This window comes from Micromonospora sp. DT15, assembly GCF_049841475.1.
In the GTDB taxonomy this organism is placed as follows: Bacteria; Actinomycetota; Actinomycetes; order Mycobacteriales; family Micromonosporaceae; genus Micromonospora.
This window is the reverse complement of sequence record NZ_JBNCKJ010000002.1, coordinates 88,038-100,934: the sequence shown is the minus strand read 5'-3', so window position 1 is coordinate 100,934 and position 12,897 is coordinate 88,038. Positions and strand designations below refer to the sequence as shown.

The 12,897-nt window shown below is 72.6% G+C and carries 12 protein-coding genes; 4 read left to right on the top strand and 8 right to left on the bottom strand.

Features of this window, described 5'->3' with window-relative positions; genetic code table 11:
* Window positions 1-58: 58 nt before the first annotated feature.
* Window positions 59-1,207, bottom strand: a complete 1,149-nt coding sequence (locus ACLQ3F_RS04540) for a SigB/SigF/SigG family RNA polymerase sigma factor (protein ID WP_091408326.1) — start codon at window positions 1,205-1,207, stop codon at window positions 59-61.
* 222 nt (window positions 1,208-1,429) lie between these two features.
* Entirely contained in the window at window positions 1,430-2,872 is a 1,443-nt protein-coding gene (locus ACLQ3F_RS04535; protein ID WP_357206965.1) for a hypothetical protein, read from the bottom strand.
* Between the two features lie 145 nt (window positions 2,873-3,017).
* Between ACLQ3F_RS04535 and ACLQ3F_RS04530 the strand changes: the two genes are divergently transcribed.
* Window positions 3,018-3,248: a CDGSH iron-sulfur domain-containing protein gene (locus ACLQ3F_RS04530; RefSeq protein ID WP_355007868.1), complete on the top strand. Its 231-nt coding sequence runs from the start codon at window positions 3,018-3,020 to the stop codon at window positions 3,246-3,248.
* A gap of 220 nt (window positions 3,249-3,468) precedes the next feature.
* Here ACLQ3F_RS04530 and ACLQ3F_RS04525 read toward each other — a convergent pair whose 3' ends face one another.
* The 3 genes from ACLQ3F_RS04525 to ACLQ3F_RS04515 are packed head-to-tail and all read right to left on the bottom strand — an operon-like array spanning window position 3,469 to window position 7,479.
* Complete coding sequence (locus ACLQ3F_RS04525; RefSeq protein ID WP_425846394.1) at window positions 3,469-4,557, bottom strand: iron-containing redox enzyme family protein; 1,089 nt, start codon at window positions 4,555-4,557, stop codon at window positions 3,469-3,471.
* Window positions 4,558-4,607: 50 nt separating this feature from the next.
* The gene (locus tag ACLQ3F_RS04520) at window positions 4,608-6,362 is read right to left on the bottom strand and encodes a thiamine pyrophosphate-binding protein (RefSeq protein WP_425846392.1); all 1,755 of its coding nucleotides are present in this window, start codon (window positions 6,360-6,362) and stop codon (window positions 4,608-4,610) included.
* Entirely contained in the window at window positions 6,355-7,479 is a 1,125-nt protein-coding gene (locus tag ACLQ3F_RS04515; RefSeq protein ID WP_355007865.1) for a Vms1/Ankzf1 family peptidyl-tRNA hydrolase, read from the bottom strand. Before ACLQ3F_RS04515 ends, ACLQ3F_RS04520 begins: the two co-directional genes overlap by 8 nt.
* A 142-nt stretch (window positions 7,480-7,621) precedes the next feature.
* On the opposite strand from ACLQ3F_RS04515, the gene ACLQ3F_RS04510 reads away from it, so the two are divergent.
* Window positions 7,622-8,170, top strand: a complete 549-nt coding sequence (locus tag ACLQ3F_RS04510) for a hypothetical protein (RefSeq protein WP_357206973.1) — start codon at window positions 7,622-7,624, stop codon at window positions 8,168-8,170.
* Window positions 8,171-8,259: 89 nt separating this feature from the next.
* Here ACLQ3F_RS04510 and ACLQ3F_RS04505 read toward each other — a convergent pair whose 3' ends face one another.
* Entirely contained in the window at window positions 8,260-8,598 is a 339-nt protein-coding gene (locus ACLQ3F_RS04505; protein WP_355008027.1) for a DUF3817 domain-containing protein, read from the bottom strand.
* A 153-nt stretch (window positions 8,599-8,751) separates the two neighbouring features.
* Between ACLQ3F_RS04505 and ACLQ3F_RS04500 the strand changes: the two genes are divergently transcribed.
* Window positions 8,752-10,230, top strand: a complete 1,479-nt coding sequence (locus tag ACLQ3F_RS04500) for a glutamate--cysteine ligase (protein WP_425846387.1) — start codon at window positions 8,752-8,754, stop codon at window positions 10,228-10,230.
* Window positions 10,231-10,264: 34 nt separating this feature from the next.
* Here ACLQ3F_RS04500 and ACLQ3F_RS04495 read toward each other — a convergent pair whose 3' ends face one another.
* Complete coding sequence (locus tag ACLQ3F_RS04495; RefSeq protein ID WP_357258125.1) at window positions 10,265-10,651, bottom strand: DUF2267 domain-containing protein; 387 nt, start codon at window positions 10,649-10,651, stop codon at window positions 10,265-10,267.
* A gap of 398 nt (window positions 10,652-11,049) precedes the next feature.
* On the opposite strand from ACLQ3F_RS04495, the gene ACLQ3F_RS04490 reads away from it, so the two are divergent.
* Window positions 11,050-12,075: a S66 peptidase family protein gene (locus tag ACLQ3F_RS04490; protein WP_425846384.1), complete on the top strand. Its 1,026-nt coding sequence runs from the start codon at window positions 11,050-11,052 to the stop codon at window positions 12,073-12,075.
* Between the two features lie 3 nt (window positions 12,076-12,078).
* On the opposite strand, the gene ACLQ3F_RS04485 is transcribed toward ACLQ3F_RS04490, so the two are convergent.
* Window positions 12,079-12,666 (bottom strand): GNAT family N-acetyltransferase, encoded by a 588-nt coding sequence (locus ACLQ3F_RS04485; RefSeq protein WP_425846382.1) that lies wholly within the window; start codon window positions 12,664-12,666, stop codon window positions 12,079-12,081.
* Window positions 12,667-12,897 lie beyond the last annotated feature (231 nt).

The window sequence follows — 12,897 nt, the reverse complement described above, 5'->3', positions numbered from 1 at the left end:
GTACGCGCGAAAGGGCCGACACCCAGCGGGGTGTCGGCCCTTCGCCTGTCCGTGTGCGTCAGTCCCGGGCCGGCGCCAGGCCGGCGGCGGTGAGTGAACGGCGTACCGCGGGCTGGACCCGGGTCAGCCGCAGCGGCACTCCGGTCCGCTCCGCCGCGTCCCGACCGGCCATCAGCGCGGCGATCCCACCGGCGTCGAAGCCACCCGCGCCGACGAGGTCGACGACCACCTCGCTGGGCTGGCCGGTGACCGCCTCCAGCATGGCCCGGCGCAGCTGGTCCGCGCCGTCGCGGTCGATCTCGCCGCCGACCTCGACCACCACCGAGTCGCCGTTCTGCTTGACCGAGATCCGGGTCTTGCCCGGGTCGGGTTCGGCGGCGCCGTTCTGCCATGGCGGCGGCGCGTCGGCGAGCATCGCCTGACGCAGCCAGGTGAGCGCCCGCGACAGCAACCGGGACACGTGCATCTGCGAGATGCCGAACCGGGCGGCGATCTCGGCCTGGGTCTGGTTGCCGTAGAAGCGCATCGCGAGGATCCGTCGCTCACGCCAGGGCAGTCGGTGCAGCAGACCGCTCACCGTCACCCGGTCGTCGACCGACTCCAACGCGTTGTCGGACTCGCCGACCAGGTCTCCGAACTCGGCGGAGCTCTCCCCGCCCACCGGGGCGTTCAGCGAGGCCGGGCTGTAGCCGGCGGCCGACTCCAGGGCGGCGAGGATCTCCTCTTCCGGGGTCTCCAACCGGGCCGACAGCTCGGCCACGGACGGGGCCCGGGACAGCTCGCTGGTGAGCGCGGCGGTGGCCTGCCCCACTTCGAGGATCAGGTCCCGCAGTCGGCGGGGCACGTGCACGCCCCAGGTACGGTCCCGGAAGTGCCGTTTGATCTCGCCCACGATGGTGATGGCGGCGTACGCGGTGAAGGAGCCCCGTTCGGGGTCATAGCGGTCGACGGCGTTGACCAGGCCCAGCCGGGCCACCTGCTCCAGGTCCTCCAGCGGCTCCCCCCGCCCCCGGTACCGGCGGGCCAGCCGGCCGGCGAACGGCAGCGCGAAGCGCACCAGGTCGTCCCGGGCCTCCCCCCGCCGCTCCGGCGGCAGCCCGGCGATCCGGGCCGCGTACGCCATCGCCGCCGCGTCGAGATCCTCCAGACCCCGATCGTTGGGTGGTGGTGGGGTCGTGGTCGTGGTCGTGCTCGTCTGTCCGAACATCCGCGCCTCCCTCAGGAAGGTCCCCCGCCCGGATCGGGAAACCGGTCGTGCGCGTGGTCGAGCCACGCACCGGGCCGGAAAGTGGGTCAGTGACTGGGATGCCAGCGGGCGACAACATCTCTACGCAGCGCAATCAGACCGTCGCAGCCAGCGATGTTCCCGCTCCGTAGGTACTCAATCACGGGACCCCGGGTTCGCGAGGAAGTTTCGGCGTCCTCCGTCTCAGGAGACCAACAACCCCTGGTGGCCGCCGCTGTCGCGGAGCACGGCCAGCGCCTCGGCGACCCCCAGCGGGGGCGGCGCCGGCAGGTCGTACGGCTGGGCGCGCAGCACCTCGGTGGCCCGGCGGGTGGGCACCGAGGTGACCGGGTACCCGCGGGCGGTGGTGCGGTCCAGCGCCCGACGCCGCCGGCCGAACCCGGCGACGGCCAGCCACTGCGGCAGCCCTGCCAGCGCGGGTGAACGCACCCCGGGCGGCTCCGGCAACACGTCCACCGAGCTGAAGGGCTCGCTGCCGGCCAGCCACCACTCGGCCTCGTCGACGCTGCGGCGGGTGGCGTTCTCACACCAGTACGGCACCAGCCCCGCCCGCACCACCTGCCACGGGTCGAGCAGTCGACCGCACTCCACCACCAACCGGTCACCGGTCTTGCCGGCGCGCCGCAGCCACCGCCGGTAGAGGTCGGCCACGCCCGCGCTCAGTGCCGCCGGCCGGGGCACCAACACCCGGTGCAGCGGATGCTGGTGCCGGGTGGACCAGTCCCGCGCGGCCAGCTCGAAGCCCGAGTCGACGCCGTGCTCGGCGTACGCCGACGGCACGGACACTTCCGGCGGCTCCCAGCGGGTCGCGTCCCCGCCGACGGAGCGCAGCACCTGCCGCAACGCGTGGCTGTCCGGGTGGAAGTCCACCGGGTCCAGCCCACTGCCCGGGCAGCCGACCTGGAAGCTGTGCCCCGGTCCGCGCTCCAGCACCGGCCAGGTGCGTGCGTCGCGGACCAGCAGCACGGGGGCGCCCGGCACCAGCCGGTCGGCCAGGAACCGCGCGTACGCGGCCGGTAGGGCCCTCCACGTGGCGGTCAGCGACACGGTCGCCCCGGTCAGCGCGCCACGGCTGGCCGGGCAGTGCACCTGGCGCAGGTGCAGGTCGGCGTTGCCGACGAGCAACCGGGCGGAGAGTGCCGCGCCATGCTCCGCGGCGTCCCCCGGGCGGTCCACCGCGCCGTCGGACCAGTGCACGGTCATCTCGAAGCCCGCCGGCAGCCACGGCACCCCGAGGGCCACCGCGAGGTGCGCGGCAGCGCCGTGCGGAGAGCCGATGAGCACTCCCGGGTAGCGGCGGCGGGGGTACTGGTCGACGAACCAGCGGGCCACCCTCGCGGCGTCCACCTCGTCGATCTGGGCCACGGTGAGCGCGACCCGGCCGGCGGCGCGGGTGACCGCGGCACGGCGTACCGGTTCGGGGGCGCCGGGGAACCTCGATGTCGGCCCGGTGTGCCCGAGGTCGGCGCAGTCGACCCCGCGCAGTGCACGGGCGGTGGCGGCGACCAGCACCCGGGCGGAGCTGCCCGCGGCCACGACCCGGTCGCCGGCGAGACCGGCGCCATCAGCCGTGAGCCCCTTGTGCACCTTGTGCACCGGCCCCACCTTGCCTCGTTCGCTCACCACGCGGCCCGGCTTCCCGTCCCGATGGGGTTCAAACGGGGCATCACCCACCCGGCGGCACATTCCGCTGGTCAGCGGGGTGCCCCGGTCATCACCGGCGTTCGGCGGCTCGGGTTTCGCCAGGGCCAGGACGGGCACTTCCGGGGCCATGCGCACCGACGACACCAGCGAGCCAGCCGCCGCCACGATCACCCCGTACGAGGACGGACCGCTGCTGGTCCGCGGCGACTTCGCGTTGGTCACCCCGAACGGCGAGCGCATCGACGCGCGGCGGGGCACTGTGGCGTTGTGCCGGTGCGGCAAGTCGGCGCTCAAGCCGTTCTGCGACGGCACCCACAAGGCGATCAACTTCCGCGCCGGCACCACCCGCGAGGGCTGACCGCCACATCCCCGAGTCACGGGGCCGCGACAGGGCGCGGAGGGACCGCACCAGAGGCACGTCCCCTTTGCTCTGCACCCGCCCACGCGCCAGTTACGGACCGTGTGCGGTGCATGGACGGGTGCAGAGCAAAGGGCGGACCCGGGGCGGCACGTCCCCCACCCGGCGGCACGCCCCCACCCGGGGCGGCACGCCCCCACCCGGCGACAAGCCCCTCGGATCAGACGAACGCGGGCGGGGCCACCTCGGGCGACGCGACGAGCGAGACCGTGGGCGGCAGGGGCGGCGGGGCGGGTGTGCGCAGCGAGCTGCGGCCCGCGGCCCAGCTGTCCAGCAGGTGCCCGGCGAACAGCCGGTCCACAGCGAGCCCGGCCGCCGCGCCGAACAGCACGTCGCGGGCGAGGGCTGGCTCGACGCGGACCAGTCCGCCGCACATGTCGTGCGCGGCGATCTGCTCGTGCACCGCGTCGGCCTCGACGTGCTCGTCGTAGAAGCGGGTGGCCACCTCGTCGAAGCCGAGCCGGCGCAGCCCGTTGCCGTAACGACGGTTGGGCAGCGAGGACGTCATCTCGAACGCGGCCAGGTGCCCGAGCAGCGCGCCGCGCAACCGCCGGTGCAGCCCGAACAGCGACATCAGGTTGTTGGTCGCCAACGTCACCGCCGGTGCCACGTCGATGTGCGCGCCGTAGGCCGTGTCCAGGCCCAGCCGGTCGAGGGTGCTCCGGAACAGCTCGGCGTGCATCCGGTCCAGCCGCCCGTTGCCGTACTCGTCGGTCTGGATCTCCACGAGCGCGGCCTTGGCCGGGCCACCGAGGCGGGGCAGCGCCCAGCTGTGCGGGTCCGCCTCCCGCAGGTGGTAGACAGAGCGGTGGGCGACGAACTCGCGGAACTGGGCGAGGTCGGCGCGGCGTTGCAGCGTCGCGGCCAACGCCGGACCGTCGTCGGCGGCGACCACCTCGGCCAGGCCGGCCGCCACCCCGGCGGCGGGCACCGACGGCGTGCCGACAAGCCGACGCAGCGCCGCCTCGAAGACCCGTTCGCAGCGGCCACGCAGCGCCAGCAGCGTCGGCTGCCACTCCCACGACTCGTCCACCCCGAGCCAGCCCCGGTAGTGCAGCTCGTAGCAGAGGAACAGCGTCAGCTGCAGGTCCTCGTCGGTGATCGGGTCCGCCGGGTGGAGGTCGACGCCGAGATCGGCCGGCAGGTCGTGCGGCGGGTGCCGCAGAGCCTCCACTACCGCTGCCGAGAGCGGGCCACGTGCCCTCGGCACTGTCGCGGGACCGTAGCGGCGGTCGGCGGGCTCGGACATGGGACCTCCAGCGTCACTCGGGCCGCTACTCATGCCCTGGTCCGGGGTGGCTAAACGAGATCGTCCGCGCTCGCGGTGACCTCCACCTGCTCACGGACCTTCCGGGCCGGAGCGCCCTCGGCGTACAGGCCGCGCAGGTCGGCGAAGGCGGGCTCCGGCGGTGCCAGCGACACCGCCGGGTCGACGACCGCCTCCAGTACGCAGGGACGGTCCGCGGCGAGGGCCTCGTCCCAGGCCGCGCCGACCAGCTCCGGGCGGTCCACCCGCACCCCGTGCAGCCCCAGCAACCGGGCCCACCCGGCGTACGGCACGTCGGGGCGGCGGTGGGTGGGGTCGGACGACGGTTGTCGCCCGCCACCCATGCCGTTCTGGTCCCGGTTGTTGAGCACCAGCACCACCAGTCGCGGGTCGCGCCACTGCTGCCAGAGGTGCGAGACGGTGATCAGTTCGGCGAGCCCGTTGAGCTGCATCGCCCCGTCACCCACCAGCGCGACCACCGGTTGGTCGGGCGCGGCGAGCTTGGCCGCCACCGCGTACGGCAGCGCGCAGCCCATCGAGCCGAGGGTTCCGCACAGCTGCGCGTTGACCCCCGGTGGCAGGGTGAGGTGGCGGGCGTACCAGTAGAGGACCGAGCCGATGTCGACGGCGACCGCGCCGGTGCCGGGCATCCGGGCGGACAGCTCCTGCAGGACGAGCTGCGGATTGACCGGGTTCGCGGCGGCGGCGGCCCGTTCGGCCGCGACCTCCCGCCAGCGGTCCACCGAACTTTCCACTGTGGCGCGCCACTGCTGTTCGGAGCGGCCGCGCAACCGGCTCAGCAGCGCCCGCAGCGTCTCGGCGGCATCGCCGACCAGCGGAACGTCGGCCGGGTACCGGGTGCCGATCCGGCGGCCGTCGATGTCGATCTGCACCGTACGCGCCTGCTCGGGCATCGGGAAGTAGTCGGTCCACGGGTCGTTGGTGCCGACCATCAGCAGCGTGTCGCAACCACCCATCAGCTCGGCCGCCGCCGGGGTGCCGACCTCGCCGAGCACCCCGGTGTGGAACGGCAACCGCTCGTCGAGCACCGGCTTGCCGAGCAGCGAGGTGGCCACCCCGGCGCCCAGCCGGTCGGCGATCTCGATGATCTCGGCGGCGGCGTCCCGACCACCCTGGCCCACCAGGATCGCGGTCCGCTGGCCGCCGCCGAGCAGCTGCGCGGCGGCGTCCAGGTCCGCCTCGTGCGGCAGGACCCGGGCCAGCGGCTCGCCAGGGGTCGCCGTGATCACCCCGGCGCTGTACGACTGGAGGTCGGGTACCAGCGCCTCCTGCAACTGTCGGGGCAGCACCACGCACGTCGGGCTGCGGGTCGCCGCCGCCGTCCGGAACGCCTGGTCCAGCAGCGCCCCCACCTCGTCGGGGCTGCGGCCGTACCGGACGAACTGGTTGCACACGTCCCCGAAAAGCCGGCTCAGCCCGATCTCCTGGTGCGCGCCGCCGAGCGGCCCGGAGATGTCCTCCCCGACGATGGCCACCACCGGTTTGCTGTCCAGCTTGGCGTCGTAGAGGCCGTTGAGCAGCTGGACGGCGCTGGGGCCCTGAGTGGCGAGGCAGACCCCGATGCCGCCGGTGAACTTGGCGTGCCCGGTGGCCATGAACGAGGCGGTCTCCTCGTGCCGGGCCGGGATGAACGCCGGCTCGCCGCCGGTGCGGTCCAGCGCGTCGACCAGTGGAGCGATCGCCTCGCCCGGGTACCCGAAGGCGCGGGGTACCCGCCAGGCCAGCAGCCGCTCCACCAGGACGTACGCGACCGTTCGGTCAACCATTGCCGCGCCCCGGTGTGCCGGGGTCGACGTAGCGCAGTACCGCTCCGACGCCGTCGGTGAGGTCGGGCGCCTCGTCGGCGCCGAGCACTGTCAGTGCCGCGTCGGTGCCGACGAGCGCCCGGACCAGCGCCGCGTCGGCGCGTACCCGCTGCGGGTCGGCCACCGACATGGCTGCCAGCTGCCCCGGGTCGACGGCGATCTCGGTGGGTTCCGCGCCGATCCACAACTCACCGTTGGCCGACGGGTCGTCCACGATGATCATCATGTCGACCTGGTTGCGTTGCAGGGCCGAGACGACCGCGTCGAGCCCGCCGCCCACGTCCTCCTGCACGCCGAACTTGTCCAGCGCGGCGCTGATCCGCTGGTCGGCGATCTCCGCGATGGTCTGCACCGTGAGGTCGTCCAGCATCGTCTGGTCGGCGCCGCCGGCCCGCGAACCGGCATCGGTGCGGACCACCAGGTCCTGCCAGCGTTCCGGCATCTGGGCGGCGATCATTCCGGTGGCCCGGACGTCACCGGCGACCACCACCACGTCCGCGCCGACCCGGTCGGCCAGCTGCACGGTGGCCGCGGTGACGTCGCCGGCGTTCTGGTGCCACGCCTCCATGGCCGCCCGCTGGTAGCGCGACTGGGACCAGCCGCCGGGCTTCGCCCGTCGCAGCGGATACTCGTCCCGGCCGGCGACGTGCGCTCGTCGGGGTACCCCGCCGGCGCTGACCGCCATCGCGTCGGCGCCGAGCCGGTCGGCGACCACACGTACCCAGGCCACCTGCTCGCCGCGTTGCGCGAGCAGCGGCATCACGTGCGGCAACGGGCCGACGTGGGCCAGGTCCCGCAGTGGCGGCGCGGACAGGTACTCGGAGAGCACCACCTGGCCGTGACTGGCGAAGACCGCCAGCCCGTAGTCCCCGACCATCGGATCGTGACCTCGGACCACCCGGTCCAGCGCGGCGATGTTCGCCTCGTCCGCCCCCTGTTCGGCCAGGCTGCGTTCCAGGGCACGCCAGCGCAGATCCAGTGCGGGTTTGGCGTCCTCCGTGTCCGCGGAGGCGTCCAGATACACCGAGCACCACGGCCCGGGACGGTCGTAGAGCGGGCGCAGGAAGGACAGCTGCATGCTCGACCCCTTTCCAGCTCGGCCCCCCGCTTACCCGGGTCGCGGGGGATGTCACCTCGCGGCCGTGAGCCCGTGACCAGGTTTCATTCACGTCGTTCAACCGAGGACGTCGATACGATCTGTGAACACATGCGGACTCTCGGTGGTGGAAATGGACAGCGGACTCGACACGCGACGGATCGTGCACCCGACGGAACGAATCGTCACCGGGCGGCTGATCCGCCTACTCGACGGCTACACCCGTGAGGTACGCGTCGGCCAGCCGGTGCTGGTGGCGGTGCTCGCCGCGGCGGCCTTCGCCCGGCTGCCCGCGCTGCTGCTGCGCTCGCTCTTCTCGTTCGGCGGTGGTGGCACCCGCCGTCGCTGGAAGGAGCTGAAGCAGGGCCCGGAATATCTGGTCACGCCGGTGCGGCTCCGCAACACCGCCGGCCAGCTCTGCGAGGTGGAGCTGCACGGGCACCTGCCGCAGAGCGCCCTGCACCCGGCCGACCAGGTGCAGCTCACCCTGCGCCCGCAACGCGACCCGGAGTTGCCGCCCCGGATCGAGCGGATCGTCAACCTCACCACCGGGCAGTTGCTGACCCCGCGTACGGCGACGCTCTGGTCGCATCTCGGGCCGCCACTGCTGTTGCAGGCGTTCCTGGGCACACTGCTGCTGGCCGGCATAGCGGCCTGCTCCGCGCTGACCTGACCGGCCCCCGGCGGGTCGGCGGGTCGGCGGGTCGGCGGGTCGGCGGGTCGGCGGGTCAGTTCAGCGGGGTGCGCGGGCGGTTCGGCGGCTCAGCCGACCGGGGCGGGCTCGCGGGCCGGTTGCCGGTCGACGCCGAGCATGCCCCGGCGGCGGGCCCAGCGCTCGAAGACCAGGGTGGCGAACGGCGGCACCGCGCTGGCCAGGGCCACCGCCGTGGCCAGCAGGCTCCACCGGTGCAGCCGGGCCACTGCCAGCACCAGCAGGACGTACGCGACGAACAGGCCGCCGTGGATCGGACCAAAGATCTTGACGCCCAGCTCGTTGTCCGGCGGACCGTACTTGACCAGCATGCCGACCAGCAGGGCCAGCCAGGAGCAGGCCTCGGCGATCGCCGCCGCGACGAACAGCCGGGTCACCTTCTCGCGCATCCGCACGCCACCACCTCTCGGGGCGCAATGCTATCGGTCCTCTCTGGCTGGGCTAACAGGGCTGGCAGTTGGGTAGGAAAGGGTCCTCGGGTCTTCCCCCGCCCGCCGACAACGTGCGAGGTTAGGGGGACCAGCGGTGACAGGGTGGTGACCATGGGCGAGGACGTCGGCGTACGAACCTTCAGTCGAGAGGACCGAGCCCGATACCGCGACAAGGTCCGCCGCTGCCTGGATGTCTTCGCCGAGATGCTGCGCGAGTCGCGCTTCGACCTCGACCGGCCGATGACCGGCGTGGAGATCGAGCTGAACCTGGTCGACGAGACGTCGAATCCGACGATGCGCAACGCCGACGTGCTGGCGGCCATCGCCGACGAGAGCTTCCAGACCGAGCTGGGCCAGTTCAACGTCGAGATCAACGTGCCGCCGCGCCGGCTGACCGGCACCGGCACCGCCGACTTCGAGGAGTACGTACGGGCCAGCCTCAACGCCGCCGAGGTGAAGGCCCGGGCGATCGGCGCGCACATGGTCATGATCGGCATCCTGCCGACGCTGCGCCCCGAGCACCTGACCGCCGAGACGCTGTCGGCCAACCCCCGCTACAAGTTGCTCAACGAGCAGATCTTCGCGGCTCGCGGTGAGGATCTGCCGATCGCCATCAGCGGGGTGGAACGGTTGGCGGTCACCGCCGACACGATCACCCCGGAGGCGGCCTGCACCAGCACCCAGTTCCATCTCCAGGTCAGCCCGGCCCAGTTCGCCGACTACTGGAACGCCGCCCAGGCGGTGGCTGGCATCCAGGTCGCGGTCGGCGCGAACTCGCCGCTGTTCTTCGGCCGGGAGCTGTGGCGCGAGACCCGCATCCCGCTGTTCCAGCAGGCCACCGACACCCGGTCGGAGGAGATCAAAGCCCAGGGGGTACGCCCCCGGGTCTGGTTCGGCGAACGCTGGATCACCAGCGTGTTCGACCTGTTCGAGGAGAACGTGCGCTACTTCCCGGCGCTACTGCCGGTCTGCGACCCGGAGGACCCGGCGCAGGCCCTCGCGGCCGGTGAGGTGCCCAAGCTGGCCGAGCTGCGCCTGCACAACGGCACCGTGTACCGGTGGAACCGCCCGGTGTACGACGTGTCGCGGGGCCGGCCGCACCTGCGGGTGGAGAATCGGGTGCTTCCCGCCGGCCCGACCGTGCTGGACACCATCGCCAACGGCGCCTTCTACTTCGGGTTGGTGCGCGCCCTCGCCGAGTCGGACCGGCCACTGTGGTCGCAGATGTCGTTCAGCGCCGCCGAGGAGAACTTCACCAGCTGCGCCCGGCACGGCATCGACGCGCAGGTCTTCTGGCCCGGTCTCGGTTACCTGCCCGTCAGCGAGTTGGTGTTGCGCCGGTTGCTGCCGATGGCGCATCACGGTCTGGACCGGTGGGGCCTCGACCCGGCCGAGCGTGACCGGTTGCTCGGCATCATCGAGCAGCGCTGCCTGACTGGCCGCAACGGCGCGACCTGGCAGGTGGAGACGCTGCACCGGTTGGAGTCGACCGACCACCTGGACCGGCCGGAGGCGCTGCGCGAGGTGGTCAGACACTACGTCGACCTGATGCACAGCAACCGGCCGGTGCACGAGTGGCCGATCCCGTGAGCACATCGGACGGGTGGCCCGATCAGCGCGGGGCTCAGCCTCGCGGGGTGGGCACACCGAAGAGGTCGATGATGCCGCCGGGAAGCTGGGCGAGCAGGTCGTGTCGCTCGTCGTCGTTGAGCGCCTCGGCGACGGTACGCAGCACCGCCTGGGCGTGTTGACGCACCTGGTCCGCGTTCGCGACCTGCTCGCGATCCCCGACGTTCTTGAGGAACTCGCCGACGTCCCACCGGCGGCCCTGCGGGTTGCGGGTGACGGACCCGTTCAGCCGGTCCGGTAGCTGTGCCGCCAGGTTGTCCGCCTCCTGTCCGGCGAGCCGTTCACCGAGCACCGACAGGACGGCCTGTATGGACCGCACGGCCTCGTTCTCACCGAGGCCCGCGCGCTGTCGTACCGTGGCGATCATCTGCTCGTACTCCATGCCCCGCTCCTTCGGTCTCGTCGGCATGCCGTCAGGCGTGCCTGTTGACGAACGGGGCGAGTTCCCAGGCTCCCCGGCGACAAACGGGGTCACGGGCGGATCCGGACTCCCCGCCATCGGCGGGCTGGGCCTCACAAAACATGCCAGTCACACCACTCCGCGTTGCAGTTGTGCCAGGGCCGGGCCGCGTCGGAGACCCGCCCGGTGGTGCGGGGACACGGGCGTTCGCCTGAGCGCTCATCGCCCCTTGTGGACCCCGACGCCGATCGATGGCTGTCGTAGGCTGTGGCAGCTCGCACACATCGTCTGATCACGATGAGGGGACGCCGGTGGCCACTTCTGGAACAGACCCAGCCACGATCGAGGGGCCCGCGCGAGTGCCCCTGTCCCGTCGGAACATGCTGCGGATGGGAGCGGCGGCGGCCGGTGGCGCGGTGCTCGTCGGCTCGGCGGAGGCCGCGCCCGCGCAGGCCGCGCCGGTCGGTCCGAAGCGCGTCGTGCGGGCACCGGCGCTGGCGCCCGGTGACCGGGTCCGAGTGGTCTCGCCCGGCAGCACGCCCGACCCCACGAACATGGCTCGCGGCATCGAGATCCTGCGGAGCTGGGGCCTTGAGGTCGAGCTGGGCAAGCACGTCTTCACCAAGTACGGCTATCTGGCCGGCACCGACGCGCAGCGGCTGGCCGACCTGAACGCCGCGCTCACCGACCCGGGCATCCGGGCCGTGTTCGCCGCGCGCGGTGGTTACGGCACGCAGCGGATCGTCGACCAGATCGACGTGTCCGTTCTGCGCCGCGACCCTCGGGTGGTCGTCGGCTTCAGCGACATCACCAGCATCCACGGCAAGCTCTGGCGCGAGACCGGCCTGGTCACCTTCTACGGCCCCATGGTCAACTGGAGTGACGCCCGCACCGGCCCCGAATCGGCCGAGGCGCTCCGCAGGGCGGTGATGACCACCGCACCGGTCACCATCTCCCGGGACCCGGCCGAGACAGCCGCTTCCGTCGTGGTGCCGGGGCGGGCATCGGGGCCGCTGCTCGGCGGTTGCCTGACGCTGATCTCCACCTCGCTCGGCGCGGAGGACTCTCCGAAGTTCGACGGCGCGATCCTCTTCTTCGAGGACGTGGACGAGGCTCCGTACAGCATCGACAGCATGCTGACCGAGCTGCGCCGGGTGGGCGTGCTGCGCAGGGTCGCCGGCGTGGTCATCGGCCAGATCACCAACAGTGTCGCCGAACCGGGCGAGTGGGATGCGGCAGCGGTGCTCAAGGACCGCCTGTACGACCTCGGCGTGCCGGTCCTGGGCGGGCTACGGCTGGGGCACGGCAACGGGCAGCTCACCGTTCCGCTGGGCTCGCGCGGCACGATCGACGCCGCGGCAGGGACCCTGACGGTGGAGCCGGGGGTCCGCCCGCGCCAGGCCTAGGGCTCAGACCTGCGGCGTCTGGTCCCAGGGTGACGGGTCGTCGCGCAACCGGCTGTACAGGTAGCCGTCGCGCCACTGGCCGGCCCGAAACTCGCTGGCCCGCACGACGCCCTCGAGCTGGAAGCCGGCCTTCTCCAACGCTCGTTGCTCGGCGACGTTCTCCGGGTGCGTACCGGCCTGGATGCGCTGGGCCGGGCTGTGGTGGAAGAGGTAGTCGCATAGCAACGCCTGGGCGCGCCAGCCGATGCCTCTCCCCCGCCACTGCGGCAGCAGGACGACGCCGATCTCCCAGTACGACGCCCGTCCGGCGTAACGCCCGGCGGTGTAGCTGACGATGCCGGCGGCGGCCTGCTCCTGCTCCTGCTCCTGCTCGACCTCCACGACGAGCCGTCCGTCGTCCTCGCCGAGGTAGCCGTCGACGGCGAACCGCCGTGCCGGTGCCCCGGCGTCGCTGAAGCCGGCCCAGTCCAGACCGATCAGGCCCGGCTCGGTGCGGAGCCGGCGGAAGATCGCCAGGTCGGGCTCGGCAACCGGCCGTAGCCGGACAGTGAGATCGGCCGAGACAGACATCGACATATCGCCACTTCCCATGGCGACACGCTAGCTCACGCAGAGCCGATCGCGGGTTCTGCGCCGGGCGCGCGCAGAGCGACCGGCGTTGATAACCGAGGCTCTGGTCGGCTCCTTTGGAGCTGAATCGTTGACGACATCACCCTCGGCCCGCCCCGGCAAGCCCACCTCGGGCCAGCCGCCGGACTCCCTGGCAGAGGCAGCCACGCCAGCCGGCCTGAATCGTTTGCGACATCAGCTCCAAAGGACAGC

Excerpts from the sequence above, each read along its gene's own strand:
- ACLQ3F_RS04540 (WP_091408326.1), bottom strand. The coding sequence starts at position 1,207 with ATGTTCGGACAGACGAGCACGACCACGACCACGACCCCACCACCACCC.
- ACLQ3F_RS04530 (WP_355007868.1), top strand. The coding sequence starts at position 3,018 with ATGCGCACCGACGACACCAGCGAGCCAGCCGCCGCCACGATCACCCCG.
- ACLQ3F_RS04525 (WP_425846394.1), bottom strand. The coding sequence starts at position 4,557 with ATGTCCGAGCCCGCCGACCGCCGCTACGGTCCCGCGACAGTGCCGAGG.
- ACLQ3F_RS04520 (WP_425846392.1), bottom strand. The coding sequence starts at position 6,362 with ATGGTTGACCGAACGGTCGCGTACGTCCTGGTGGAGCGGCTGCTGGCC.
- ACLQ3F_RS04515 (WP_355007865.1), bottom strand. The coding sequence starts at position 7,479 with ATGCAGCTGTCCTTCCTGCGCCCGCTCTACGACCGTCCCGGGCCGTGG.
- ACLQ3F_RS04505 (WP_355008027.1), bottom strand. The coding sequence starts at position 8,598 with ATGCGCGAGAAGGTGACCCGGCTGTTCGTCGCGGCGGCGATCGCCGAG.
- ACLQ3F_RS04500 (WP_425846387.1), top strand. The coding sequence starts at position 8,752 with ATGGGCGAGGACGTCGGCGTACGAACCTTCAGTCGAGAGGACCGAGCC.
- ACLQ3F_RS04495 (WP_357258125.1), bottom strand. The coding sequence starts at position 10,651 with ATGGAGTACGAGCAGATGATCGCCACGGTACGACAGCGCGCGGGCCTC.
- ACLQ3F_RS04490 (WP_425846384.1), top strand. The coding sequence starts at position 11,050 with ATGCTGCGGATGGGAGCGGCGGCGGCCGGTGGCGCGGTGCTCGTCGGC.
- ACLQ3F_RS04485 (WP_425846382.1), bottom strand. The coding sequence starts at position 12,666 with ATGGGAAGTGGCGATATGTCGATGTCTGTCTCGGCCGATCTCACTGTC.